Here is a 23,322-nt window from a genome sequence, read left to right on the forward strand (position 1 = left end):
TTTGATTCGCCAGCGATGAGCCGCAATCGGCCCGCTGGCGGATTCCCCCTATTCAAGAAACTCGAGGACTCATCCATGCGTGTGATTCTGCTGGGAGCGCCCGGTGCCGGCAAAGGTACCCAGGCTGGCTTCATTACCAAAAAATTCGGTATTCCGCAGATCTCCACTGGCGACATGCTGCGCGCAGCGGTCAAGGCCGGCACCGAGCTGGGCCTGAAAGCCAAGAGCGTGATGGATGCAGGCGGCCTGGTGTCCGATGACCTGATCATCAACCTGGTCAAGGAGCGCATCGCCCAGCCCGATTGCGCCAATGGCTTCCTCTTCGACGGCTTCCCGCGCACCATTCCCCAGGCCGAAGCCCTGAAGGACGCCGACGTGCGCATCGACCACGTGGTCGAGATCGCCGTCGACGACGAGGAAATCGTCGGCCGTATCGCCGGTCGTCGCGTGCATCCGGCTTCCGGTCGCGTCTATCACACCGAGCACAACCCGCCGCGCGTCGCCGGTAAGGACGACGAGACCGGCGAGGAACTGATCCAGCGCGAGGACGACAAGGAAGAGACCGTGCGTCGTCGCCTGGCCGTCTACCATTCGCAGACCAAGCCGCTGGTGGACTTCTACCAGAGCCTCGCGGCTGCCGAAGGCACGCCGAAGTACAGCCGTATCGAGGGCGTCGGTTCGGTGGAAGAGATCACCGCCAAGGTGTTCGCCGCGCTGAGCTGATCGATACCGCGCAGCCCCGCAGAAATGCCCGTATCGCAGGATACGGGCATTTTTTATGGCTATGTCCCCGTTAGGTGTTGCAGGGTCTTGCCGGAAGTGTCTGGCTCGGATTTCTTGCAGCAGCCGATGTTCGAGCGATCGAGCGCTCGCGGGTAGATTGGCGCTGAGCGCAGCGAAGCCCAACGGGGACCGGCACGAACCTGTTGGGCTTCGTCGCTGCGCTCCTCAACCCAACCGTACGGCGTACGGCGCCCATGCAACGCACAAGTGGGACATAGCCTTTTTTATTCGGGAGGCGCTGGGCAGGGCGGGCCGGCAATCTTCAGACTTCGGCTTTTTGGCAGGCCTGCGGCCCGCATCGCCCCGGGGTCGGGCCTCCCACAAAAGCAGCGAGCGCATACCGGACCTTGTGGGCGCGCCTTCGCGGCGATGCTTTCAAGCTTCAGGCTTCAGGTTCGCCTGCCTCGGCCCCATGCAACATCGAACCCGCCGCCTCGAATACGCTAGAATCTGCGCCTTTTGACCGACCCGGAACGACCCGATGACCACTCTGCTGGCCCTGGATACCGCCACCGAAGCCTGCTCCGTCGCCCTGCTGCATGACGGCAGGGTGCTGAGCCACTACGAGGTCATCCCGCGCCTGCATGCCCAGCGTCTGCTGCCGATGATCCAGACCCTGATCGGCGAGGCGGGCATCGCGCTGTCGGCGGTGGACGCCATCGCCTTCGGCCGTGGGCCGGGCGCGTTCACCGGCGTGCGGATCGCCGTCGGCGTGGTGCAGGGTCTGGCGTTCGCGCTGCAGCGCCCGGTATTGCCGGTTTCCACCCTGGCGACCATCGCCCAGCGCGCCTGCCGCGAGCATGGCGCCACGCAGGTGGCGGCCGCCATCGATGCGCGCATGGACGAGGTCTACTGGGGATGCTACCGCGAGCATGAGGGCGAAATGCGGCTGCTCGGCAGCGAGGCGGTACTACCGCCCGAGCAGGCCGGCCTGCCGCGGGGTGCCGACGGCGAATGGTTCGGTGCCGGTACCGGCTGGGGCTATGCCGAGCGGATTCCGCTGAGCGTAAAGGGTGCGGACGCCGGTATGCTGCCGCATGCCGAGGACCTGCTGCGGCTGGCAACGTTCGCCTGGCTGCGCGGCGAAGCGCTGGAAGCCGACCAGGCCCAGCCGGTGTATCTGCGCGACAACGTCGCCACGCCGAAAAAAGGGATCGAATGAGGCTAGCCGTTGCCAAAGCTCCGGGCGGCCGTTAGAGTCGCCAGGCTCCTGAACGAGTAACAAGATGCGCGTCGAAGGCTCCTATCCGATTCCCTATACCACCGATCGCTCCGCCCGTACCGGCAGGGCGGCGGACGGCTATGGCGAAAGCCAGCGCGTGGCCCAGGCCCAGCGCGGGATAGACAGTCGCGATGGGCAGGACTACCAGCCGCAGGCCGAACGTCCGCAGCAGCGGGTCAACGAGAGCGCCCTGGTCGAGCGCTACGCCGCGTTCCGCTATGACGATGCCCGGCCCGAGCGCTCGCTGCCCAACCATGTCGCCCAGGCGCTGGCCAGCTACACCACCACCGCGAGCTTCAGCGCCGATCTCGATGCCAACGAGGTGCTCGGCCTCGATCTCTACGCCTGAGGCCGGTCGGCCCGGTGAGCATTCCGTACTTCCTCGGTTGTCCTTCCTGGAACGAAAGCGCCTGGCTGGGTTCGTTGTACCCGCCGGGAACGCCTTCCACGCACTTCCTGGCGCAGTACTGCGCGATGTTCAACAGCGTCGAGGGCAACACCACGCTCTATGCCTGGCCCTCGGCGGAGAAGATCCAGCGCTGGGCGAGCCAGATGCCCGAGGGCTTTCGCTTCTGCGCCAAGCTGCCGCGGGAAATCAGCCAGGCCGATGACCTATATGCCGCGCTGGAGCTGGCGCTGGCCTTTCGCAAACTGCTGGCGCCGCTGGGCCAGCGGGTCACGCCGTTCTGGCTGCAGCTGCCGGCCAGCGTCGGGCCGACGCGCCTCGGCGAGCTGGCCGGGCTGATCGACGGCTTCGGCGCGCCGCTGGCGGTGGAGGTGCGACACCCGGGGTTCTTCGACAAGGGCGAAGGCGAGCGGGCGCTGAACCGCCTGCTGCTCGATCGCGGCGTCGAACGCATCTGCCTGGATTCGCGGGCACTGTTCAGCTGCCGCGCGCGCGATCCGGCACTGCTGCATGCGCAGAGCAAGAAGCCGCGGTTGCCGGTGCGCCCGGCGGCCTTCAGCGACTCGCCGCAGCTGCGTTTCATCGGCCATCCGCAGCTGGAGGCGAACGATCCGTTCATGGCGCCCTGGCTGGACAAGGTCGCCGGCTGGATCGAGGCCGGCAAGGCGCCGCACGTCTACCTGCATACGCCGGACAACCACCGCGCGCCGGAGCTGGCCCAGCGCTTCCATGCGCAACTCGCCGAGCGCCTGCCGGGGCTGCCGCCCTTGCGTCCGCTGCAGAGCGCGTCACAGCTCTCGCTGCTGGGGGATTAGCGCGGAGGCTTCTGCCCGCGATAGTTCGCGGGGCCGGGTTCGCGAGCATGGCTCGCTCCTAGCAGAAGACTCGCTGCAGCGTGGTTCGCGATGAAACGGGAACAGCCCCTAAGCAACGCTTTCTGGCCGGCCGACCAGCCTGGTAACACTTCGCGTCCAACTTCGGCGCTCCGCCGTTGCCCATAGAGCATGACCTTCGGCCGATTCATCCTGCTCGTGCTGGTGCTGCTGGCGGGTTTCGCCCTGGCAGTGCGGCAGCAGCTCGTCGAGATCCCGCCGCGCTGGAATCCCTGGGCGCCGCTGGACATCCGCGAGCCGCCGAACCTGCTCACCTCGCTCAAGCTGCGCCGGTTGCAGAATGATCGTGAGCTCTGCGAGCAGGTGCTGGCGACCGCATCGCTGCGCTACACGGCCGTGCCGGACAGCACGCCCGAACCCGGTTGCCCGGTGGAGAACAGCGTGCGCGTGCAGGGTTCTGACGTGCGCTTCAACGGCGCCTTCCTCGCCACCTGCCCGTTGGCGGCGGCCTATGCGCTGTTCGAACGCCACGGCCTGCAGCCGGCGGCGCAGGCGGTGTTCAGCCAGCCGGTGGTGCGCGTCGATCACTTCGGCAGCTTCGCCTGTCGCAATATCGCCCGCAGCAACCGGCGCAGCCAGCATGCCAGCGCCAATGCGCTGGACCTGGCCGGTTTCCATCTGCGCGACGGTACCCGCATCACCGTCGCCCGCGACTGGAAGGGCGACGGCGACAAGGCGCGCTTCCTGCGCCAGGTGCACGAGGCCGCCTGCGCGGCCTTCAACGTCACGCTCGGGCCGGAATACAACGCGGCCCATCACGATCATTTCCACGTCGACATGGGTGGCTTCGGCATGTGCCGCTGACAGGGGCGAATGTCCGCGCGCTCTGGCACAATGCGCCGTTTTCCGCCTCGCCGAGTCGTCCATGTCTGCCAGCAAGCCCAAGGTCCGGGTCGAACCGCTCGCCCCGCAATTCGCCATCGCGGCCGCCGAATGGGCCCGGCGCCTGGGGTTGCCGGAGCAGGGCGAGGATGCCGAATTCGCGTTGCAGCTCGGCGAGGGCGGCCTGCAACTGCAGTTGCTCGAGGCGCAGGCGCCCGGACCGGTACGGGTGGACTTCGTCGAAGGCGCCGCCGCGCACCGGCGACAGTTTGGCGGCGGCAGCGGGCAGATGATCGCCAAGGCCGTGGGCATCCAGCCCTGCGTCCGCCCGCAGGTGCTGGACGCCACCGCGGGGCTCGGCCGCGACGCCTTCGTGCTGGCCACGCTGGGCTGCGAAGTGCAGCTGATCGAACGCCAGCCGCTGATCGCCGCCTTGCTGGACGATGGCCTGACGCGGGCGCGTCGGGATGCGACGTGGCGGCGATCGCCGCTCGGATGACGCTGCTTCAGGGCAACGCCATCGAACTGATGGAGCGCTGGCAGGGCGAGCCGCCGCAGGTGATCTATCTCGACCCGATGTTCCCCCACCGTGACAAGAGTGCCCTGGTGAAGAAGGAGATGCGCCTGTTCCGCCCGTTCGTCGGCGACGACCTGGATGCCCCGGCGCTGCTGGCCGCCGCGCTGCGCCTGGCCAGCCACCGGGTGGTGGTCAAGCGCCCGCGCAAGGCGCCGGCCATCGAGGGCGGCAAGCCCGGCTACGGCCTGGAAGGCAAGTCCAGCCGCTACGATATCTATCCGAAGAAGAAGCTAGAAGCTAGAAGCTAGAGCGATGTTAGCGAGCCTTGGCGTCTGGCGTCTGGCGTCTGGCTTCAAGCTTCGGCAGTCCTTCGGTCTGCATCGCCGCGAGAGCGCGCCACACAGGGTTCGGTGTGCACTCTGCTGCTTTCGTGGGAGGCCCGACCTCGGGGCGATGCTTTTAGGCTTCCAGCTTCAGGCTTTCAAGGCATAGGCACGCAGAAACAGCTGTACGGCGTCCTCTACGTGGCGTTCGGCGGCCTCGTCATCCGGCGCCTCGGTGTAGCCGATCAGCAGCCGGAAATGCTGCACGCCCTTGACCAGCGAACAGAAGTGTTCCGCCGCGTGCAGCGGCTCAGCGATGTCGAGTAGACCGCGCGCGTCGGCCTGGGTGAACAGCTGTTGCAGGTCGAGCAGCAGCTGTTGGGGCCCGGCGTCGAAGAACATCCGCACCAGCGCTGGATTCTGGGTGGCCATGGCCACCATCACCCGATGCAGGCCGATGGATTCCGGGCTGTTGACCAGGGCGAGGAAGGCGCGGCCGATGGCCAGCAGCAGCTCTTCGATCCGGCAGCCGTCCTCCAGCTGGAACAGCCGACGTGGCAGGCGGGTCTCGCAGATCGCCTTCACCGCGGCGCAGAATAGCGCTTCCTTGTCCTTGAAATGGCTGTACAGCGTCAGTTTGGATACGCCGGCTTCGGTGGCGATGGCGTCCATGCTGCTGCCCTCGTAGCCGTTGCTGAGGAACAGCACCTGGGCGGCACTGAGGATCGCCTGGCGCTTGGCGGGGTCTTTCGGGCGGCCGGGACCGGGCGTCGTGGAATGATTCTCTATCATGGGTACTTAATAGTGGACTGGCTGGTACGCTATTTTTACTATACCCGGCAGTATAAGTATTCCAACCCGCCCCGCGACAGAGAGACTTCATCGTGTCCCGACATGCCCTGCCCATCCTCTGTACTTTCGGTTGTGCGTTGTTGCTGGCCGCCTGCGGCAACGGCGCGCCCGAACAGTTGCCACCACGCCCGGTCATGGTGGTGCATCCGCAACCGGCCAGCGAGGCGCGTGAGAGCTACCCCGGCGAGGTGCATGCGCGTTACGAGCCCGAACTGGCTTTCCGCATCGGCGGCAAGGTCGTCGAGCGCCTGGTCGAGGCCGGCGACCGGGTGCGCAAGGACCAGCCACTGGCGCGGCTCGATCCGCAGGACGTACGCCTGCAGCTCGACGGCATGCGCGCCCAGGTGGCCGCCGCCGAAGCCAACCTGCGCGTGGCCAGGGCCGAATACGATCGCTACCGGGCGCTGCTGGGCCGGCAGCTGGTCAGCCAGTCGCAATTCGACAGTGCCGACAATGCCTATCGGGCTGCCTCCGCGCGCCTGCAGCAGGCTCGCGCCGAGTTCGACGTGGCCAGCAACCAGGTCGACTACGCGGTGCTGCGCGCGACCCGTGACGGGCTGGTCACCCAGCGCCGCATCGAGGTCGGCCAGGTGGTCGCCGCCGGGCAGACCGCCTTCATCCTGGCGGCCGACGGCGAGCGCGAGGTGGCCATCGACCTGCCCGAGCAGTCGCTGGAGCGCTACCACATCGGCCAGCAGGTCGAGGTCGAGCTGTGGTCGCAACCGGGGCGGCAGTATTCCGGCAAGATCCGCGAACTGTCGCCCGCCGCCGATGCGCAGTCGCGCACCTATTCGGCGCGGGTGGCCTTCAGCGATCAGGAGGTGGCGGCCGAGTTGGGGCAGAGCGCACTGGTGAGCATTCGCCGCAACGGCGAGGTGCCGCTGGCGGTGCCGCTGTCGGCGATCAGCGCCGAGCGCGGCCAGGCGCATGTCTGGCGGCTCAAGGCCGATTCCACCGTGGAGCGCGTCGAGGTGCGCACCGGGGCGTTCGGCGAGCGGCTGGTGCCGGTGCTCGACGGGCTCGCGGCCGATGACTGGGTGGTCCTCGCCGGGGTGCAGATGCTCAACGAGAACCAGCCGGTACGCCCGGTGGATCGTGACAATCGCCCCATCGAGCTGGCCGCCCAGGAGTAAACGCGATGCGCTTCAATCTTTCCGCCTGGGCGCTGCACAACCGGCAGATCGTTGTCTACCTGATGCTGCTGCTGGCGGTCGTGGGCGCGCTGTCGTACAGCAAGCTCGGGCAGAGCGAGGACCCGCCCTTCACCTTCAAGGCCATGGTCATCCAGACCCAATGGCCGGGGCTACCGCCGAGGAAGTGTCGCGCCAGGTCACCGAGCGCATCGAGAAGAAGCTGATGGAGACCGGCGAATACGAGCGCATCGTCTCCTTCTCGCGGCCGGGCGAATCCAATGTCACCTTCATGGCCCGTGATGCCTTGCGCTCGAAGGACATCCCCGAACTCTGGTACCAGATCCGCAAGAAGATCGGCGACATCCGCCACACCCTGCCGCCGGGCGTCCAGGGGCCGTTCTTCAACGACGAGTTCGGCACCACCTTCGGCAACATCTATGCACTGACCGGCGAGGGCTTCGACTACGCCGTGCTCAAGGACTATGCCGACCGCATCCAGCTGCAGTTGCAGCGAGTGAAGAGCGTCGGCAAGGTCGAGCTGATCGGCCTGCAGGACGAGAAGGTCTGGATCGAGCTGTCCAACGTCAAGCTGGCCACCCTCGGCGTGCCGCTGGAGGCCGTGCGCCAGGCGCTGGAAGCGCAGAACGCGGTAACCGCCGCGGGCTTCGTCGAGACCGTCAGCGACCGCGTGCAACTGCGCGTCAGCGGCAGTTTCGAGACCGTCGAGCAGATTCGCGACTTCCCCATTCGCGTCGCCGGGCGCACCTTCCGCATCGGCGACGTCGCCGAGGTCCATCGCGGCTTCAACGACCCGCCGGCGCCGCGCATGCGCTTCATGGGCGAGCCGGCGCTGGGCCTGGCGGTATCGATGAAGAGCGGCGGCGACATCCTGCTGCTCGGCGAGGCGCTGCAGCAGGAGTTCGCCCGCCTGCAGCAGGACCTGCCGGCCGGCATGCAGCTGCGCAAGGTGTCCGACCAGCCGGCCGCGGTGAAGAGCAGCGTCGGCGAGTTCGTCCGGGTGCTGGTCGAGGCGCTGGCGATCGTGCTGCTGGTCAGCTTCTTCTCGCTCGGCGTGCGCACTGGGCTGGTGGTGGCGTTGTCGATACCGCTGGTGCTGGCGATGACCTTCGCGGTGATGAACTACCTGGACATCGGCCTGCACAAGATTTCCCTCGGCGCCTGGTGCTGGCGCTGGGGCTGTTGGTGGACGACGCGATCATCGCCGTGGAGATGATGGCGATCAAGATGGAGCAGGGCTACGACCGGCTCAAGGCCGCCAGCTTCGCCTGGACCAGCACGGCCTTCCCGATGCTCACCGGCACCCTGATCACCGCCGCCGGCTTCCTGCCGATCGCCACCGCCAACTCCAGTACCGGCGAGTACACCCGCTCGATCTTCCAGGTGGTGACCATCTCGCTGATCGCCTCCTGGGTCGCCGCAGTGATGTTCGTGCCGTTGCTCGGCGAGAAACTGCTGCCGGATATGGCCAAGCGCGCCGCGCAGAAATACGGCGGCAGCAGCGAGGGCCACGATCCGTATTCCACGGCCTTCTATCAGCGTGTGCGCCATGTGGTGACGTTCTGCGTGCGCCACCGCAAGACCGTCATCGTGCTGACCCTGGCGGCGTTCGTCGCCGCGGTGATGTTGTTCCGCCTGGTGCCGCAGCAGTTCTTCCCGGCCTCCGGCCGTCTGGAGCTGATGGTGGATCTCAAGCTGGCCGAGGGCGCATCGCTGAAGGCCACCGAAGCCGAGGTGCTGCGCCTGGAGGGAATGCTCAAGGAGCGCGTCGGCATCGACAACTACGTCGCCTATGTCGGCACCGGTTCTCCGCGCTTCTATTTGCCGCTGGACCAGCAACTGCCCGCCACCAGCTTCGCCCAGTTCGTCGTGCTGGCCGAGAGCATCGAGCGCGCGAAGAGCTGCGCCGCTGGCTGATCGAGCGCCTGCGCGAGGACTTCAGCAGCCTGCGCGGCCGTGTGACCCGCCTCGAGAACGGCCCGCCGGTGGGCTATCCGGTGCAGTTCCGGGTCACCGGCGAGCATATCGACGTGGTGCGCGGCCTGGCCCGCCAGGTGGCGGCCAAGGTGAGCGAAAACCCCTATGTGGCCAACGTGCACCTGGACTGGCAGGAGCCGAGCAAGGTGGTCTGGCTCGACGTCGACCAGGATCGCGCACGGGCGCTGGGAGTGAGCACGGCTGCGCTGTCGGGCTTCCTGCGGCGTACCTTCACCGGCAGCAGCGTCAGCCAGTTCCGCGAGGACAACGAGCTGATCGAGATCCTCCTGCGCGGCACCGAGCGCGAGCGCCTGGAGCTGTCCATGCTGCCGAGCCTGGCGATACCCACCGACAGCGGGCGCAGCGTGCCGCTGTCGCAGGTGGCGACGCTGGAGTACGGCTTCGAGGAGGGCGTGATCTGGCACCGCAACCGCCTGCCGACGGTGACCGTGCGCGCGGATGTCTATGGCGATCAGCAGCCGGCATCGCTGGTCCGGCAGATCGAGCCGACCCTGGGCGACATCCGGGCGCAACTGCCCGGCGGCTACCTGCTGGAGGTCGGTGGCACCGTCGAGGACTCCGAGCGCGGGCAGCGCTCGGTGAACGCCGGGCTGCCGCTGTTCGTCATCGTGGTGATGACGCTGCTGATGGTGCAGCTCAAGAGCTTCTCGCGCTCGGCCATGGTGTTCCTGACCGCGCCGCTGGGCATCATCGGCGTCACCCTGTTCCTGCTGATGCTCGGCCAGCCGTTCGGCTTCGTCGCCATGCTCGGCACCATCGCGCTATCGGGGATGATCATGCGCAACTCGGTGATCTTGGTCGACCAGATCGAGCAGGACATTGGTGCCGGCCATGAGCGCTTCCGCGCCATCGTCGACGCCACCGTGCGGCGCTTCCGGCCCATCGTGCTCACCGCGCTGGCCTCGGTGCTGGCGATGATCCCGCTGTCGCGCAGCATCTTCTTCGGCCCGATGGCGGTGGCGATCATGGGCGGGCTGATCGTCGCCACGGCACTGACTTTGCTGTTCCTGCCGGCGCTGTATGCCGCCTGGTTCAGGGTCCGGGAAGGGGAGTGAGCCGCTGCGGGTGGGCGTGATCCGACTGTCGGCCGGGTCCGCTCAGATGCCGGCGGCTTCGAGCAGCACTTCGGCGGCGGCCTTGGCATCCAGCGCCTGCTCGCCGGGGCCTTCGATGTGCGCCATGCTCATCGCCCCTTCGAGCAGATATTGCAGTTGCCGCGCCAGCTGCTGCGGCTGCGGTGCCTGCAGGCGTTCCAGCAGCTCGCGCAGGTAGGCCTGCAATTGGCCCTTGTAGGCGGCCGAACTGCGGTGGATCGGGTGGTCATGCGCCTGGTATTCGGCCGCGGCGTTGATGAACAGGCAGCCACAGAAGGTCCCGCTGCCGATCATGCTGTGCAAGCCGTCGAACATCCCCAGCAGCGCTTCGCGTGGCGGCAGCCTGGCTGCGCGCTGGCGCAGGCGCTCGAGCATCGCCCGCTGGCGCGTTTCCAGCACGGCGAGGATCAGCTCGTCCTTGGACTTGAAGTGCTTGTACAGCGTCATTTTGGCCACGCCGGACTCGTTCAGGATCCGGTCGATGCCCGTCGCATGGTAACCCTCGCGGTAGAACAGCTGTTCGGCGGTGTCGATCAGCTGGTCGCGTTTGCTCGATGCCATAGATGCCTCCTCGGGGCGGCCATTATGCGGGAGTGATCCCGTTCCCTCCAACCGGCGGTCCCCTGGATGTATTCGTGCTTGAAGTGTACAGACAAGTCTGTCTATTATCCAGGCGTGCCAATCAATCCCGAGGGCGACGCAATGAAACTGTACGACCTGACGCTATCCGGCAACTGCTACAAGATCCGCCTGTTCCTGAGCCTGATCGACCAGCCGGTCGAGCTGGTGCCGGTGAACCTGTTCGAGGGCGAGCACAAGCAGGCCCAGTTCCTGGCGATCAATCCCCGCGGTCAGGTGCCGGCGCTGGAGGATGGTGCGTTTCGCCTGGGCGATTCCCAGGCGATCCTCGTCTACCTGGCGCGGCGTTATGCCGACTCCGCCTGGTCTCCGCTGGACGCGCAAACCCAGGGGCGCATCGCCGGCTGGCTGAGCTTCGCCGCCAACGAGATTCATCACGGCCCGGCCACGGCGCGGCTAGGCAAGCTGTTCGGCCGGCCTGTCGACCAGGCGCTGGCGGAATCCCGCGCACTGAGCGCGCTGAAAGTGCTGGAGCGCCACCTGGCCCGCCACGCCTGGCTGGCCGAGGGTACGGCGCCGACCATTGCCGATATCGCGGTGTACCCCTGCGTGGCGCTTGCCGCCGAGGGCGGTATCGACCTGGCGCCTTACCCGGCGTTGCAGGCCTGGTTCGGCCGCATCCGCGCGCTACCCGGCTACATCGGCATGCCGGGGCTGTGATGAACGCCCGTCCGCTTGATGGCTATCCGCAGGCGCCTGTCCCCCGGACCGGCAGACGTCCATGCCGTGGTTTTCCCGGTCCGGCAGAGGAGGGTGAGCCATGAAGGTGCTCGGAATCTTCACCTGGATGCTGCTCGGCTTCGCCGGCAGCGTACTGGCGGCCGACGAGCTGCGCTTCAGCCTGGTCAGGACGGCGCAGACCCTGACCCAGGGCGAATACACCTGGCGCAATGGCGGCTGGCAGCTGCCACCGCCGGTCGACCACATCGCCGTACTGGTCGAATACCGGGGTGACCGGTTGCTGTTCGGTACCGGCCTGGGACGGCAGATCGATGCGCAGTGGGATGCCGAGATGCCCTGGCGGATCAAGCGCTATGGGCCGGTACGGGCGGTGCGCGATCAACTGGAGCGCGATGGCCTGGGGATCGATCGCATCCTGCTCGGCTGTGCGCGCTGGGAACATGCCTCGGGGCTGGCCGACTATCCGGAGGTGCCGGTGCTCGCCGGGGCCGAGAGCCTGCGCTACCTGCGCGCCGCCACGCCGCCGGCGGTGCTGTCGAGCCAGTTCCGGCATGCGGTGAAGTGGCAGCCGTTGCGCTTCGCGGCGCAACCTTACCTGGGCTACGCCGAGAGCCTCGACCTGTTCGGCGATGGCCGGATGGTGCTGGTGCCCTTGCCGGGAAATGGCGCGCTTGGCCTGTTCCTGACGTTGGCCGACGGCCGCCGCTTCTTCTTCCGTGGCGATACGCTCGGGCAGCCGGGGACCCCGTACGCGCAACCGGGCATCGTGCAGGTGCGCGCCGCCCGCAGCCCGGGCTCGCTCGCTTTCTACCCGGCCTGGGTGCAGTGAGCGAAGCGTTTGGCCGTGGCAGGGACGCCGCCGTCCGTCAGCTGCGCTCCAGCCAGGCGCTGGCGTCGGCTTCCTGGTGCAGGTCGAAGGCCTTCACCGTCAGGCCGGGGATCACTGCGCCCTCCAGCTCGCTGGCCTTGCGCAGCCAGTCCTTGTCGCTGAGGACCGCGCAACGGTCGAAGCGGCGGATGAAGCGGAACAGCTGGGGCAGGCGTGACAGCTCGACGCCTACCGCGCCCAGGGTGGGCAGGTCGAATTCGCCGATGCGATAGAGCATGCGGCCGTGCTCGATGCCTTCGGACTTGAACAGCAGGTCGTCCAGCGCGGCGCGCATGGCGTCGCTGTCGAGCTTGCCGGAGAAATCGATGTCGATGCGGTTTTCGCCTCTTCGCGCTACCTGGAACATGGCTATCTCCCGTCAGTGCTCTGTTCAGGATAGGCCCGATATGGCGAAGTGCGAGTGCCGAGCGAAGGCGTCCCCGCGTCGTTGCGCGGGGACGCGGGGACGCGGGGGATCAGTCTTCGCGGCTGGTGACTTCCAGCAGGTGGTAGCCGAACTGGGTCTTCACCGGGCCCTGCACGACGTTGAGCGGCGCGCTGAACACCACCGTGTCGAATTCCCTGACCATCTGGCCGGGGCCGAAGGAGCCGAGGTTGCCGCCGTCACGGCTGGACGGGCAGCTGGAATGCTCCTTGGCGACCTGGGCGAAGTCGGCGCCACCTTCGATAGCGGCTTTCAGTTCGTTGCACTTGGCTTCGGTGGAAACCAGGATGTGGCGGGCGGTAGCTCGAGCATGGGAAACACTCCTCTTCAGATAGGCCGCCGAGGCTACCGCACTCGGCCGGGCTTGGCGAGCAGCATGCCAGAGGCGCAATGAAGGCCCCGCGCGCCTGTGCTTTTGGGTATCCTCGCGCACTTTTTCACCGGAGCCGGATACTCACATGCTTGAAACGACCCTCGCTCAACTGGAACGCGTCATCGCCGACCTGCTGCAACAGAACCAGTCCATGCGCGATACCTGCGCGCTGCTCGAGCAGCAACTGCAGCAGGCCCGCGAGGATAACGACAACCTGCAACTGGCCGCGCTCGAGCAGGAGGAGAAGCAGGGCGCGATGCTCGCTCGCCTGCAGGCACTGCTCGAACGCGCCGGCGCCAGTCACGCCGCATGAAGGACGCTGATGTCCGTGTCCTGAAGATTCTCGGGCGCGATTACTCATTCAGGGCCACGGACAGCCAGGACGCGCTGCTGCAGGATGCCGCCGCGTTGTTGCAGGAGCATCTGGCGCAGAGCCAGCGGCAGTTTCCCAGCGCCACCAGCGACAAGCTGCTGGTACTGACCGCGCTCAACCTCTGCGTGCCGCTGCTGCAACATGGCGAGCAGCTGCAGGACGTGCAACGGCGCCTCGCCGCCAGCGTCGAGCGGATCAGCCGGCAACTGCGCTAGCGGCGCGGGCACTAGTCCTCGGCCCAGCCCCGGGTACGCTCGACCGCCTTCAGCCAGCCCTTGTAGAGCGCGTCGCGGCGTTCGTCGCTGCAGGCCGGCTCGAATACGCGGTCGATGGCGCACGTGCCGCGCAGCTCATCGAGATCGCTCCAGAAACCGGTCGCCAGTCCTGCCAGATAGGCGGCGCCGAGGGCCGTGGTTTCCCTCATCTGCGGGCGCTCGACCGGCGTGCCGAGCAGGTCGGCCTGGAACTGCATGAGGAAATTGTTGGCCACCGCGCCGCCGTCCACGCGCAGTGCGCGCAGGCACTGGCCCGCATCGCGCTGCATGGCGTCGAGCACGTCGCGGGTCTGGTAGGCGATGGACTCCAGTGCGGCGCGGATCAGGTGTTCCACCTTCACGCCACGGGTCAGGCCGAACAGCGCGCCGCGTGCGCGCGGGTCCCAGTAGGGCGCACCGAGGCCGGTGAACGCCGGCACCAGGTAGACGCCGTTGCTGTCCGCGACCTTGCAGGCGAAGTACTCCGAATCCAGCGACTCGTTGAGGACCTTCAGCTCGTCGCGCAGCCACTGCACCGTGGAGCCGCCATTGAAGATCGCGCCTTCCAGCGCATAGTTGACCTCGCCGCGCGGGCCGCAGGCGAGGGTGGTCAGCAGGCCGTGCTCGGATCGCACGGCCTGGGTGCCGGTGTTCATCAGCAGGAAACAACCGGTGCCGTAGGTGTTCTTGGCCTGGCCCGGCTCGACGCACATCTGTCCGAACAGCGCGGCCTGCTGGTCGCCGGCGATCCCGGCAATGGGAATCCCGGTGCTCTGGCCGGACGCGATATAGGCGTGGCCGTAGATTTCCGACGAGGGCCGCACCTGCGGCAGCATCGCCCGCGGGATGTCCAGCGCCTCGAGCATGAGCGGGTCCCAGTCCAGCGTGTGGATGTCGAACAGCAGGGTGCGCGAGGCGTTGGTGTAGTCGGTGACGTGGGCCTTGCCCTGGGTCATCCTCCAGATCAGCCAGCTGTCCACGGTGCCGAACAGCAACTGGCCGCGGCGGGCGCGTTCGCGGCTGCCCTCGACGTGATCGAGAATCCACTTGATCTTGGTGCCGGAGAAATACGGGTCGATCACCAGGCCGGTGGTGTTGCGGATGTGCGCCTGCAGGCCGTCACGCTCGAGCTGGTCGCAGATCGGCGTGCTCTGCCGGCTCTGCCAGACGATGGCGTTGTAGATCGGCCGGCCGCTGGCCTTGTCCCAGACGATGGTGGTTTCGCGCTGGTTGGTGATACCGATCGCCGCCACCTGGTCGTTGGTGATATCGGCCTGCGCCAGCGCCTCGACGAATACCCCGCTCTGGGTGGCCCATATTTCCATCGGGTCGTGCTCGACCCAACTCGGCTGCGGATAGATCTGCGCGAACTCGCGCTGGGCGACGCTCACCACGTTGGCGTTGCGGTCCAGCACGATGGCGCGGGAACTGGTGGTGCCCTGGTCGAGGGCGACGACGAACTGCTTGTGCGAGAGGGACATGGCGACGATTCCTCGACAGGCGCTGCCGCTACGCAACGGCGGCAGCGATACGCAACGCTATGACCGCCAGTAAAGGCCATCTCGCCCCGCTCGGCGAGCCTGCCCGCCGTCGGGGCCGGCGCCTACCCGCCGGCCCCGAGTGCGTTTCAGTGGCGCTTGCGCCATAGCGCCCAGCCCAGGTGCAGGTCGTCCCACATCGGCACGAGAGCGAGCACCAGCAGCAGTGCGGCCAGCGGCACCGTGGAAAGGAAGCCGAAGTGCTTGAAGCCCAGCGCGCCGCTGATGCCGCCGAGGAAGAAGCTGCAGACCAGCAGGGCATTGACGCGCAGGCGCTCGCGGTCGGCGCGTACCTGCGCATGGCCGCTGCGGGGCTGGCGGTTGAGATAGAGCAGTTTGCCCAGCTCGATGCCGATGTCGGTGACCATCCCGGTGATGTGCGTGGTACGGACTTCGGCGTTGGAGAGCTTGGTGACGATGGCGTTCTGCAAGCCCATGATGAAGCACAGCAGCATCACCGTCAGCGGCACGAACAGGCCCTGCACGTCCATCAGCCGCGCGCCCAGCACACCGAAGCACAGCAGCAGCGCCGCTTCCAGCGCCAGCGGCAGGGCGTACTGGCTGTGCAGCCTGCGCCGGCGCGAGAAGTTGATCATGATCGTCGAGCACATCGCCCCGACGACGAAGGACACCAATGCGCCGAGCCCGCCCAGCGCCAGGTCGGTCGCCCCCAGTGCCAGGTTGTCCGCCATCGAGGAGACGATGCCGGTCATGTGCGAGGTGTATTGCTGCACGGCAAGAAAGCCGCCGGCATTGGCCGCGCCGGCGACGAAGGCCAGGCACAGGCCGAGCTGCCGGTTGCTGTGCTTCGAGCGGCGCCGGTCGGTCAGGCGGCGCGCGTAGTTGATGGGCATGAGGGCCGGGGACTCCAACTGTCCGGGTAAGGCAGGCCGCGGATTATACGACCGCGCCGAGCACAAGGGAGGCCATCTGGGGCTGTTGCCTCAGTGCGGCTCCTGCTCCCGGTCGCGCAGTGCCGGTGTGTCGTGCAACTGGGCGCGCAGGCTCTGTACTTCCCGGGTCAGGCTCTCGACCTGCACCAGCAGCCGGTTCATCACCTCCCGGTCGGCTTGCTGTTCGCGGCTGTCTTCCTCGCTCTTGTCGGCCACGAACAGCGAGCCGATGTAGGCGGCGAAGCTGCCGAACAGGCCGACCCCCGACACCATCAGCATGACGGCGACGATGCGGCCCAGGCTGGTGACGGGATAGAAGTCGCCGTAGCCGACCGTGGTCACCGTGACGAAGGCCCACCAGAGTGCCTCCTCCGGCGTGTTGATCGAGCTTTCCGGGTTGGGGGCCTCGACCAGCAGCATGGTGATCGCGCCGAACGCCACCAGCAGCATGGTCGCCGTGGCAGCGGAGGCGACGATGCCCTCGGCACGGTTGCGGAACAGGATGCGCCAGATCAGCTGCAGCGACTTGATCGCCCGCAGCACGCGCAGGATCTGGAATGCGCGGAACAGCTTGGCGGCCTGCAGGCCGCCAGCCGGCACGCTTGCCAGCAGGTCGATCCAGCCCCAGCGCATGAACTGCAGCTTGTTCTCGGCACGCTGCAAGCGCATCCAGAAATCCAGGAAGAAAAAGAAGCAGACGATATTGTCCAGGTAGCCGAGCAGCGCGGACACGTCCGCGGGGAGGACGAAGAACAGATCGGCGAGCAGCGCGCCGATCACGTAGATCGACAGCACCAGGATGAATATCTGGAAGGGCGTTACCGGACGTTGCTGCATGGAGGGACCGTGGGCGTGGGGAATTGGCCGGAGCAGTGCGCAAGTCTAAAGCACACCGGCGGCGTTGGGGGTGTTCAGCCCACGGCCTGTATGACTGGACGCACGCATGGTCGCGGCGCGCCCGGGTGCTGTCGCGGCGATACGCCGGTGCTCAGCGCGGGATGATGCGCACCCGGCCCGCGGTATTGTCGCGGCGTCCGGCCCTGGCGTTTTCGGCCCGGCCGGGAATCGAGCGACATCCTGGCCGCGCTCGGGCGTCGCCGAGCCGTCCAGCTCACGCTCGTCGACGCTGATGGAGGTGGCGTCCGGATAGCCGGTGGTCAGCGTCTCGGTGCTGGCGGTGACCGGGACCGCATCGTCGGCCCAACGGGCGCTGCGCTCGTCGATGTCGATGGCCCCGTTGCGCGTCATCGCCTGCTCGACGGCGGCCACCCGGGCCTCGTCGTCCAGGCTGACGGTGACCAGGGTCGAGCCGCGGCGGGCGGCTTCCGGGTAGCGCCCGGCATGCGCCGGCGCGGCATCGCCGAAGACCTTGCGGAAGAAACTGGCCACCTTGTCGGCGGGCGTGGCGTCCTCGCCCGGCTCTTCGCCGATCACCTCCACCCGGCTGCTGTCGATTTCCCCCGGATTCATCGACGCCGACAGCTGGATGTCGTCGCTCGGGAATCCCTGTTGCAGAAGCTCGGCCTTGACCTGCCGGGCTTGTTCGTAACGGTCGAATGCTGCGATCAGGATCTGTTTCATGGCTCACCTTTCGTGTCGTGCTCTGATGGTTGGGCGTGCGGTAACGCGGGATGGTTCCAGCGGATTCGCTCATGCGTTCCCGGTGCGTTGGGCTTCGGTTGGCAACGCCGAACGGCGTATTCGTCGTTTTCCGCCACCGACGCGTGGCACGTGCTCTATAACCAGATAGCCGTGCTGGATGAATCGAGAGGAGCCAAGACGATGAACAAGAAGCTGCTACCGCTGGCCTTGGCCGGCCTGTGCGGCGCCGCCGAGGCGGCCGTGGTCAGCAGGCCGGTGGCCTACGAGATCGATGGTGAGGCCTTCGAGGGCATGCTGGTCTACGACGATGCGGCAAGCGGGGCGCGCCCAGGGCTGCTGATGGTGCCCGACTGGCTCGGCGTGACCGAGCGCTCCGCCGAGCAGGCCGCACGCGCCGCAGGTGGCAAGTACGTGGTGCTGATAGCGGACATGTACGGCAAGGCCGTGCGGCCATCCAATGCCGATGAGGCCCGGGCCGCGGCTTCCGCGGTGCGCGCGGACCGGGCGCTGATGCGCAAGCGCGCCCAGGCGGCGGTGGATGTGCTGAAGGCGCAGGGCGGAGCGGTCGCCCTGGACCCGGCCAGGCTCGGCGCCATCGGTTTCTGCTTCGGCGGCGGCACGGTACTCGAACTGGCCCGTTCCGGCGCCGATCTCAAGACCTTCATCTCCTTCCATGGCAATCTGGATACGCCCAACCCGGACGATGCGCGCAACATCAAGGCGCCGGTGCTGGTGCTGCACGGCGCCGACGATCCGTCGGTCAGCAAGGCGCAACTGGACGGCTTCGTCGCCGAGATGAAGGCGGCCGGGGTCGACTGGCAACTGGTCAGCTACGGTGGGGCGGTCCATTCCTTCACCGATCCCCATGCCAATGTGCCGGGGCGCAACGAATACCATCCGCGGGTGGCGCAGCGGGCCTTCCAGGCGATGAACGACCAGTTGGACGAAGTCTTCGCCGCCGAATGAGCGCAGGCTTGGTGGGCAATGGCGAGGCCTTGTCCATGGGGCGGGTGGGCGTGAACGCAGGCCGCGCGTCGTGCTCCGCGATCGCCGGCAAGCCGGCTACGCTCGATGGCGCCGCGCTCAGAGCACCGCATGCTGGCGCAGCAGTTCGATCACGCGTTCGGCCAGGGCTTCGGCGCCGAGGCGGTCGGCCGGCAGTCGCAGTTCTGGCGCCTGCGGGGGTTCGTAGCGGCTGCCGATACCGGTGAAATTGGGCAGTTCGCCGGCGCGGGCCTTCTTGTAGAGGCCCTTGGGGTCGCGTGCCTCGCAGACCTCCAGCGGCGCGTCGACGAATATCTCGAAGAACTCGCCCTCGTCGAGCAGTTCGCGTGCCATGCGGCGCTCGCTGCGAAACGGCGAGATGAAGCTGACCAGGGTGATCAGCCCGGCCTCGACCATCAGCCTGCTTACCTCGCCGATACGGCGGATGTTCTCCACCCGGTCCTCGTCGCTGAAGCCCAGGTCGCGGTTCAGGCCGTGGCGCACGTTGTCGCCGTCCAGCAGCATGGTGCGCTTGCCGAGCGCCTGCAGGCGCTGCTCGACCAGGTCCGCCACGGTCGACTTGCCTGCACCGGAAAGACCGGTGAACCACAGCACGCAGGGTTTCTGTCCGTTGGCCGCGGCGCGGCTGGCCTTGTCGACCTTCATCGCGTGGTGGTGGATGTTGGTGGCCTGGTGCAGCCCGTAGGTCGGCGGGCGCTCGCTGGCGCGGTCGAGCAGCAGGAAGTTGCCGTCGCCGGGCGCGTATGGCCGCGGCGCGAGGCGTGGGGAAGTGGAACGAACCATCGTCAGGCCCTCGCAGGCTGGGTGTACATGGCGGGCGAGTAGCCGAAGCGCGCCGCCACCGGCCGGGTGATCGTCTCGATCAGGGCCAGCTCGTCGTCGTTGAATTTCGGCCGGTAGTAGGTCGGCGCGTGCAGGCCGGCCGCTGCCCGTTCCAGTGCCGCCGGCTCCAGCTCCAGTTGGTTGTGGGCGAACACCTGTTGCAAGATCTCGCGCGGCTGGGCGCAGAGGTCTTCATAACGCACCAGCAGGCTGGCTTCGCGCAGCAGCGGGTCGCGTCCAGGGTGTCCGCCAGGTAGCGATAGATATGCGCCCAGTAATGCGCCCAACCCTCCACCTCGTGGCCGGCGCGCCACAGCTCGGCGATCCGGGCGATCATGCATCGTCGCCGACGTTGATCGGACGGCGGTCCAGGCCGAATTCGTAATGCCCGACCCGGCGCATGTGTTCCAGCGCGCGCGGCTCGGCGCGTTCGCCGGCGACGAAGAGCCGCTGCTGCTTGATCAGCGAGGCGATGTGCCAGACCGGGTCGCGGATCGCCAGGACGAAGCGCGCATCCGGATACAGGCGCTGCAGGTAGCCCAGGCGCACCAGGTTGTAGTTGCCTTGGCCACATAGCGCTGGCGTTGGCGCACCGCGAGCAGCTTGCGCAGGTGCTCGTCGTAGAAGCGTTCGAACGCGGGGTGGCTGTCATCGCGGCCGAGCACCGAGCTGCGGCCGGGGTCATGGGTGTCGGGGAAGAACGACATCCACAGCACTTCCTCGAAGGCCTCCGGGCTTTGCGAGGTGACCAGGATGCCGTCCTTGTGCACGCGCTCCTGGCCGCTTTCCTCGGCCTTGGGCACCAGCGCCAGCCAGCGATTCCACCAGTAGGGCGTCAGCACCGGGGGGAAGTCCACGTAGCGGTGGCTGACCACGTCCGGGTGCGCGGCCAGTTGCTCGAGCAGGATGGTGGTGCCCGAGCGGGCCAGGCCGGCGACGTATACCGGGCGCTCCACGCGCAGATCGGCGATGGCATCCTCCACCAGCCTGGTTTCCAGGTTGCCGAGCCTGATCCAGGTCGCCGGGCTGCGCTGCACCCAGCCGCCCAGCAGGTGCATCCAGGTCGGTACGCGAAAGCCCGGGTCGGCGGCGCCCTGCGCCTTGCTCGCGCCACTCATTGGATACGCGCCCAGCGGTAGGTGAGCAGCGACACCAGCATCATGCACGGCAGCAGCAGCGCCAGCCAGGTGCGCATCCAGGGTGGGCCGAACGGGAGATAGGAGCGCTCGGGCAGGCCGATCTCGACCCGCTGCACCGGCTTGTCGTCGGGCAGGTAGCCCAGCGGATTGGCGATCAGCCAGTGCCACCAGCGGCGCTGCTCGATCACCGGCACCGGCACGGTGACGGCGATGTCCAGCGCATCGTCCTCCTCGGGCGAGCCGATGCGCACGAAGGGGATGCCGCCATCGACGATCCATTCGGCGAAGGAGGTGTCCGGTACCACACGCACATGGGGCGGCTCGCTGTCGTCGGGGTAGTCGTGGCTGTAGTGCTGGTCGAGCCACGCCAGCAGGGCGATCAGCGGCAGCATCGACACCAGCGTCGGCAGGATGACCAGCCCCAGGTGCCTGAAGGCGGCGGCGAACTGGCCGCGGATCAGCGGCCCGGCATCGCTCATCTCGCCGTCGAATGCGCTCAGCCGGCGGCGCGCCTCGCGGGCCTCGCGCTTGGCCCGGCCGATGGCCGTCTGCGGCGACAGCAGGCGATAGAGCAACAGCGTGCCGGCACCGGCGAACATGGCCCAGAACACCAGGCGCAAGGCCGGCGGCAAGAGCAGGGCCATGCCGTTGTCGAGGGCGGCGAACAGCGGCGCGGGCAGGTCCAGTAGTCCCATGGAAGCCTCGAGGATGCGCGGCTCGACCGGGCAGGCCGGCCGAGGGATGGATGGTGGCAGGCCGCTTGCTTATGGCCGGACCGAATCGCTGTCCTTGGCGCGCTCGGCCGGCGCACCCGGTGTGCCGGCGGCATCGGTTGGCACCTGCCGGGCCTGGACCACCGGCGAGTCGGCACGGGCGGCCGCAGCGCTGCGTTCGGCCTTGCGCTGGCGGCGCATGCGGCGGATCGGCCACATCACCACGTAGAACACCGCGACGCCCACCGCCGCGACCAGCCCCCAGAGCGCGGCCAGCAGCCCGAGCCCGGCGCCCGGGCCGACGTAGGCATGGGCGGCGAGTGGCAGGCTGGCGCCAAGGGCGAGGAGGAGGAAACGGGCGTGTCGCTTGGAATCGGGGCGCATGACATTCACCTTTCGTTGTCGATCAGGTTGCGGAATTCCGTGTCGAGTGCTCCGTAGGGGATACGTTGTCCGGACGAGACGATGGGGATGTAGCGATCGTCTTCACCGCCGCGAACGGGATTGATGAATTCCCAGGCAATCTCACCGCTGGGCGTTACTTCGAAGAGCCGGCCTCCATCGGATTCGGTGATGATCCGATTGCCGTTGGGCAATGTTTCGGCTGAGCTGCGGACATAGCTTTCGAAGGGGTGCTCATCGGTTCCTTCGTAGCTCCAGACAACCTCATGGTTGCCGGGGTTCACTTCCAGCACCCGGGAAATGTTGCGCTCCCGATAGTTGGCGGCGTTGTCGAACAGGCTGAGGTTGCCGTTGGGCAGCACCCGCGCGTCGTGCTGGACCAGCCATGGCCCGCGGGTCGCCCAGGTCAGGGCGCCGGATTGCGGGTCGACCAGGGCGAGGGTGCCGATGTTGCGAAACGAGACCAGTACCTGCCCCGGATTGCCCCGCGCCGGGGCGAAGGCGGCGCTGCGCGCCTCGTCCAGGTATTCCACGCTGTTGGCGTGCAGCGGGTCGGCGGTGGCGTAGCTCGGCGTCTGGTAGAGCGGCTCGGCGTAGCGCGAATCGAGGAGTGCGCGGGCCAGCGACACCTTGCTCAGCTCGGCGCCGGTCTCGCCGTCGAGCACCACCAGGAAGTCGTCCAGCCAGGGCCGCTCCAGGGCGTGCAGGCCGGGGATGTCCTCCTCGCTGAAACCGTGGGTGAGGGTGACGATGCGCCTGTCCGGAGTGACGACCAGATCGTGGTGGGCCGCCCCGTGATAGGCCCAGACTAGCTTCGAGTCGCGGTCGATGCGGATCAGCCCGTAGCCCCAGGGGGTGTCGTTGTCGGCGGTGATCACCACCAGCAGGTCGCCGTTGGGCAGCAGCCGGACCTTGTCCCAGTAGATGCGATCCTGCGGGCGTGGCGCGCGGCCTTCCGGATTCTTGTCCCAGATGTCGCGGTAGGGCAGCTCCCAGCGATGCACGACCTTGCCGTCCAGGTCGATCAGGTTGGCGTAGCTGCCGTCGCCGGAGGTGTAGAGGGTCAGCCCCGGATAGGCCAGTTCGGTGTTGTTCACGGTCACGCCGCGATCGTCCCGGCGCGCCTCGCGCCACAGGTGCGTCTCGGTATGCAGGTTGGTGGCCGACAGCTGGCCGAAGGTTGCCTGCGCCGCCTTGTAGGCGTCGTTGAAGTAGCTATAGGGGAACGATTTGGAAAGCACCACGAAGGCGCCGCCGACGAAGGCGAGGAAAACCATTGCTGCGCAGAAAAGGGCAAAACCGGCGCGATCCGCCTTGTCCATCCGACCTCCTGATGCTGTTCGAGCGGGCACGCGGCTGCGTTGGCCTGCCGTCGCCGTTGCGTTGGAAAGCAAGAGGTGGGACCCTGTTTGGCCCGTGGCGTTCGCTGAGAGTCAGGGTGGCAGGTGCGAATCGGTATCAGGATGCTGCGGATGATCGCTGAGGCTTAGCCTCGCCCCGAGGTCGGGCAATCC

Annotated in this window: 25 protein-coding genes and 3 pseudogenes; 13 read left to right on the forward strand and 15 right to left on the reverse strand. The window is 67.4% G+C overall.

Annotated elements, in window-relative coordinates:
- Positions 1-75: 75 nt before the first annotated feature.
- The 6 genes and pseudogenes from adk (at position 76) to BAY1663_RS11010 (ending at position 4,951) form a co-directional block, all read left to right on the forward strand.
- On the forward strand, positions 76-723 hold the full coding sequence (gene adk / locus BAY1663_RS10985; RefSeq protein ID WP_037040554.1) for an adenylate kinase: 648 nt from the start codon (positions 76-78) through the stop codon (positions 721-723).
- A 541-nt stretch (positions 724-1,264) separates the two neighbouring features.
- Positions 1,265-1,945: a tRNA (adenosine(37)-N6)-threonylcarbamoyltransferase complex dimerization subunit type 1 TsaB gene (tsaB, locus tag BAY1663_RS10990; RefSeq protein WP_037040556.1), complete on the forward strand. Its 681-nt coding sequence runs from the start codon at positions 1,265-1,267 to the stop codon at positions 1,943-1,945.
- A 64-nt stretch (positions 1,946-2,009) separates the two neighbouring features.
- Positions 2,010-2,354: a hypothetical protein gene (locus BAY1663_RS10995; protein ID WP_037040559.1), complete on the forward strand. Its 345-nt coding sequence runs from the start codon at positions 2,010-2,012 to the stop codon at positions 2,352-2,354.
- A 65-nt stretch (positions 2,355-2,419) separates the two neighbouring features.
- Positions 2,420-3,226: a DUF72 domain-containing protein gene (locus BAY1663_RS11000; protein ID WP_371257611.1), complete on the forward strand. Its 807-nt coding sequence runs from the start codon at positions 2,420-2,422 to the stop codon at positions 3,224-3,226.
- Between the two features lie 189 nt (positions 3,227-3,415).
- Positions 3,416-4,108 (forward strand): extensin family protein, encoded by a 693-nt coding sequence (locus tag BAY1663_RS11005; RefSeq protein WP_037040572.1) that lies wholly within the window; start codon positions 3,416-3,418, stop codon positions 4,106-4,108.
- 61 nt (positions 4,109-4,169) lie between these two features.
- Positions 4,170-4,951: pseudogene (locus tag BAY1663_RS11010) on the forward strand (class I SAM-dependent methyltransferase).
- Between the two features lie 165 nt (positions 4,952-5,116).
- Here BAY1663_RS11010 and BAY1663_RS11015 read toward each other — a convergent pair.
- A complete protein-coding gene (locus BAY1663_RS11015; protein WP_037040575.1) occupies positions 5,117-5,758 on the reverse strand; it encodes a TetR/AcrR family transcriptional regulator in 642 nt (213 codons plus the stop codon).
- 92 nt (positions 5,759-5,850) lie between these two features.
- On the opposite strand from BAY1663_RS11015, the gene BAY1663_RS11020 reads away from it, so the two are divergent.
- Both BAY1663_RS11020 and BAY1663_RS11025 read left to right on the forward strand, forming a co-directional pair.
- A complete protein-coding gene (locus BAY1663_RS11020) occupies positions 5,851-6,951 on the forward strand; it encodes an efflux RND transporter periplasmic adaptor subunit (protein WP_037040576.1) in 1,101 nt (366 codons plus the stop codon).
- Between the two features lie 5 nt (positions 6,952-6,956).
- Positions 6,957-10,022 (forward strand): annotated as a pseudogene (locus BAY1663_RS11025) (efflux RND transporter permease subunit).
- A gap of 42 nt (positions 10,023-10,064) precedes the next feature.
- On the opposite strand, the gene BAY1663_RS11030 reads toward BAY1663_RS11025, so the two are convergent.
- Positions 10,065-10,622 carry a TetR/AcrR family transcriptional regulator gene (locus BAY1663_RS11030; RefSeq protein WP_037040582.1) on the reverse strand — a complete coding sequence of 186 codons (558 nt, stop codon included), beginning with the start codon at positions 10,620-10,622 and terminating at the stop codon, positions 10,065-10,067.
- 141 nt (positions 10,623-10,763) lie between these two features.
- Between BAY1663_RS11030 and BAY1663_RS11035 the strand changes: the two genes are divergently transcribed.
- Both BAY1663_RS11035 and BAY1663_RS11040 read left to right on the forward strand, forming a co-directional pair.
- The gene (locus tag BAY1663_RS11035; RefSeq protein ID WP_037040583.1) at positions 10,764-11,360 is read left to right on the forward strand and encodes a glutathione S-transferase family protein; all 597 of its coding nucleotides are present in this window, start codon (positions 10,764-10,766) and stop codon (positions 11,358-11,360) included.
- A 100-nt stretch (positions 11,361-11,460) separates the two neighbouring features.
- Positions 11,461-12,210, forward strand: coding sequence for a Zn-dependent hydrolase (locus BAY1663_RS11040; RefSeq protein WP_037040589.1), 750 nt, complete (start codon positions 11,461-11,463; stop codon positions 12,208-12,210).
- Positions 12,211-12,247: 37 nt separating this feature from the next.
- Here BAY1663_RS11040 and BAY1663_RS11045 read toward each other — a convergent pair whose 3' ends face one another.
- Entirely contained in the window at positions 12,248-12,616 is a 369-nt protein-coding gene (locus BAY1663_RS11045; protein ID WP_037040592.1) for an STAS/SEC14 domain-containing protein, read from the reverse strand.
- A 109-nt stretch (positions 12,617-12,725) separates the two neighbouring features.
- Positions 12,726-13,025, reverse strand: a complete 300-nt coding sequence (locus BAY1663_RS11050; RefSeq protein ID WP_037040614.1) for a peptidylprolyl isomerase — start codon at positions 13,023-13,025, stop codon at positions 12,726-12,728.
- Positions 13,026-13,152: 127 nt separating this feature from the next.
- On the opposite strand from BAY1663_RS11050, the gene BAY1663_RS11055 reads away from it, so the two are divergent.
- A complete protein-coding gene (locus tag BAY1663_RS11055) occupies positions 13,153-13,380 on the forward strand; it encodes a hypothetical protein (protein WP_037040595.1) in 228 nt (75 codons plus the stop codon).
- Positions 13,377-13,655: a cell division protein ZapA gene (locus tag BAY1663_RS11060; RefSeq protein WP_037040597.1), complete on the forward strand. Its 279-nt coding sequence runs from the start codon at positions 13,377-13,379 to the stop codon at positions 13,653-13,655. The genes BAY1663_RS11055 and BAY1663_RS11060 overlap by 4 nt, the downstream gene beginning before the upstream one ends.
- 11 nt (positions 13,656-13,666) lie before the next feature.
- Here BAY1663_RS11060 and glpK read toward each other — a convergent pair whose 3' ends face one another.
- The 4 genes and pseudogenes from glpK to BAY1663_RS11080 form a co-directional block, all read right to left on the reverse strand.
- Complete coding sequence (gene glpK / locus BAY1663_RS11065; protein ID WP_037040600.1) at positions 13,667-15,175, reverse strand: glycerol kinase GlpK; 1,509 nt, start codon at positions 15,173-15,175, stop codon at positions 13,667-13,669.
- A gap of 146 nt (positions 15,176-15,321) precedes the next feature.
- Positions 15,322-16,086 carry a YoaK family protein gene (locus BAY1663_RS11070; protein ID WP_037040603.1) on the reverse strand — a complete coding sequence of 255 codons (765 nt, stop codon included), beginning with the start codon at positions 16,084-16,086 and terminating at the stop codon, positions 15,322-15,324.
- 90 nt (positions 16,087-16,176) lie between these two features.
- A complete protein-coding gene (locus tag BAY1663_RS11075) occupies positions 16,177-16,962 on the reverse strand; it encodes an ion transporter (protein WP_051497126.1) in 786 nt (261 codons plus the stop codon).
- A 151-nt stretch (positions 16,963-17,113) separates the two neighbouring features.
- Positions 17,114-17,706: pseudogene (locus tag BAY1663_RS11080) on the reverse strand (hypothetical protein).
- A gap of 201 nt (positions 17,707-17,907) precedes the next feature.
- On the opposite strand from BAY1663_RS11080, the gene BAY1663_RS11085 reads away from it, so the two are divergent.
- Entirely contained in the window at positions 17,908-18,693 is a 786-nt protein-coding gene (locus BAY1663_RS11085) for a dienelactone hydrolase family protein (protein WP_037040608.1), read from the forward strand.
- A 117-nt stretch (positions 18,694-18,810) separates the two neighbouring features.
- Here the strand turns inward: BAY1663_RS11085 and cysC are convergent, their stop codons facing one another.
- The 7 genes from cysC to BAY1663_RS11110 form a co-directional block, all read right to left on the reverse strand.
- Entirely contained in the window at positions 18,811-19,515 is a 705-nt protein-coding gene (cysC, locus tag BAY1663_RS11090; RefSeq protein WP_051497127.1) for an adenylyl-sulfate kinase, read from the reverse strand.
- Positions 19,516-19,517: 2 nt separating this feature from the next.
- Positions 19,518-19,841, reverse strand: a complete 324-nt coding sequence (locus BAY1663_RS24765) for a hypothetical protein (protein ID WP_218186658.1) — start codon at positions 19,839-19,841, stop codon at positions 19,518-19,520.
- 46 nt (positions 19,842-19,887) lie between these two features.
- Positions 19,888-20,103, reverse strand: a complete 216-nt coding sequence (locus BAY1663_RS24770) for a sulfotransferase (RefSeq protein WP_256206685.1) — start codon at positions 20,101-20,103, stop codon at positions 19,888-19,890.
- Positions 20,016-20,672 carry a sulfotransferase gene (locus BAY1663_RS25190; protein ID WP_256206686.1) on the reverse strand — a complete coding sequence of 219 codons (657 nt, stop codon included), beginning with the start codon at positions 20,670-20,672 and terminating at the stop codon, positions 20,016-20,018. Before BAY1663_RS25190 ends, BAY1663_RS24770 begins: the two co-directional genes overlap by 88 nt.
- The gene (locus BAY1663_RS11100; protein WP_037040613.1) at positions 20,669-21,388 is read right to left on the reverse strand and encodes a hypothetical protein; all 720 of its coding nucleotides are present in this window, start codon (positions 21,386-21,388) and stop codon (positions 20,669-20,671) included. Before BAY1663_RS11100 ends, BAY1663_RS25190 begins: the two co-directional genes overlap by 4 nt.
- A 69-nt stretch (positions 21,389-21,457) precedes the next feature.
- Positions 21,458-21,790 (reverse strand): hypothetical protein, encoded by a 333-nt coding sequence (locus BAY1663_RS23740; RefSeq protein ID WP_102895023.1) that lies wholly within the window; start codon positions 21,788-21,790, stop codon positions 21,458-21,460.
- 5 nt (positions 21,791-21,795) lie between these two features.
- Positions 21,796-23,130 (reverse strand): arylsulfotransferase family protein, encoded by a 1,335-nt coding sequence (locus BAY1663_RS11110; RefSeq protein ID WP_051497128.1) that lies wholly within the window; start codon positions 23,128-23,130, stop codon positions 21,796-21,798.
- Positions 23,131-23,322 lie beyond the last annotated feature (192 nt).

The sequence above is a fragment of the Pseudomonas sp. BAY1663 genome, from assembly GCF_000582595.1.
Taxonomy (GTDB): Bacteria; Pseudomonadota; Gammaproteobacteria; order Pseudomonadales; family Pseudomonadaceae; genus Stutzerimonas; species Stutzerimonas stutzeri_AF.

Bases quoted from the DNA above. Each gene is read 5' to 3' on its own strand.
- BAY1663_RS25190 (WP_256206686.1), bottom strand. From the start codon at position 20,672: ATGAGTGGCGCGAGCAAGGCGCAGGGCGCCGCCGACCCGGGCTTTCGC.
- BAY1663_RS11060 (WP_037040597.1), top strand. From the start codon at position 13,377: ATGAAGGACGCTGATGTCCGTGTCCTGAAGATTCTCGGGCGCGATTAC.
- BAY1663_RS11100 (WP_037040613.1), bottom strand. From the start codon at position 21,388: ATGGGACTACTGGACCTGCCCGCGCCGCTGTTCGCCGCCCTCGACAAC.
- BAY1663_RS23740 (WP_102895023.1), bottom strand. From the start codon at position 21,790: ATGCGCCCCGATTCCAAGCGACACGCCCGTTTCCTCCTCCTCGCCCTT.
- BAY1663_RS10995 (WP_037040559.1), top strand. From the start codon at position 2,010: ATGCGCGTCGAAGGCTCCTATCCGATTCCCTATACCACCGATCGCTCC.
- BAY1663_RS11035 (WP_037040583.1), top strand. From the start codon at position 10,764: ATGAAACTGTACGACCTGACGCTATCCGGCAACTGCTACAAGATCCGC.
- BAY1663_RS11085 (WP_037040608.1), top strand. From the start codon at position 17,908: ATGAACAAGAAGCTGCTACCGCTGGCCTTGGCCGGCCTGTGCGGCGCC.
- BAY1663_RS11015 (WP_037040575.1), bottom strand. From the start codon at position 5,758: ATGATAGAGAATCATTCCACGACGCCCGGTCCCGGCCGCCCGAAAGAC.
- tsaB (WP_037040556.1), top strand. From the start codon at position 1,265: ATGACCACTCTGCTGGCCCTGGATACCGCCACCGAAGCCTGCTCCGTC.
- BAY1663_RS11045 (WP_037040592.1), bottom strand. From the start codon at position 12,616: ATGTTCCAGGTAGCGCGAAGAGGCGAAAACCGCATCGACATCGATTTC.
- glpK (WP_037040600.1), bottom strand. From the start codon at position 15,175: ATGTCCCTCTCGCACAAGCAGTTCGTCGTCGCCCTCGACCAGGGCACC.
- cysC (WP_051497127.1), bottom strand. From the start codon at position 19,515: ATGGTTCGTTCCACTTCCCCACGCCTCGCGCCGCGGCCATACGCGCCC.
- BAY1663_RS11075 (WP_051497126.1), bottom strand. From the start codon at position 16,962: ATGCAGCAACGTCCGGTAACGCCCTTCCAGATATTCATCCTGGTGCTG.
- adk (WP_037040554.1), top strand. From the start codon at position 76: ATGCGTGTGATTCTGCTGGGAGCGCCCGGTGCCGGCAAAGGTACCCAG.
- BAY1663_RS11110 (WP_051497128.1), bottom strand. From the start codon at position 23,130: ATGGACAAGGCGGATCGCGCCGGTTTTGCCCTTTTCTGCGCAGCAATG.
- BAY1663_RS11040 (WP_037040589.1), top strand. From the start codon at position 11,461: ATGAAGGTGCTCGGAATCTTCACCTGGATGCTGCTCGGCTTCGCCGGC.
- BAY1663_RS11055 (WP_037040595.1), top strand. From the start codon at position 13,153: ATGCTTGAAACGACCCTCGCTCAACTGGAACGCGTCATCGCCGACCTG.
- BAY1663_RS11070 (WP_037040603.1), bottom strand. From the start codon at position 16,086: ATGCCCATCAACTACGCGCGCCGCCTGACCGACCGGCGCCGCTCGAAG.
- BAY1663_RS11005 (WP_037040572.1), top strand. From the start codon at position 3,416: ATGACCTTCGGCCGATTCATCCTGCTCGTGCTGGTGCTGCTGGCGGGT.
- BAY1663_RS11030 (WP_037040582.1), bottom strand. From the start codon at position 10,622: ATGGCATCGAGCAAACGCGACCAGCTGATCGACACCGCCGAACAGCTG.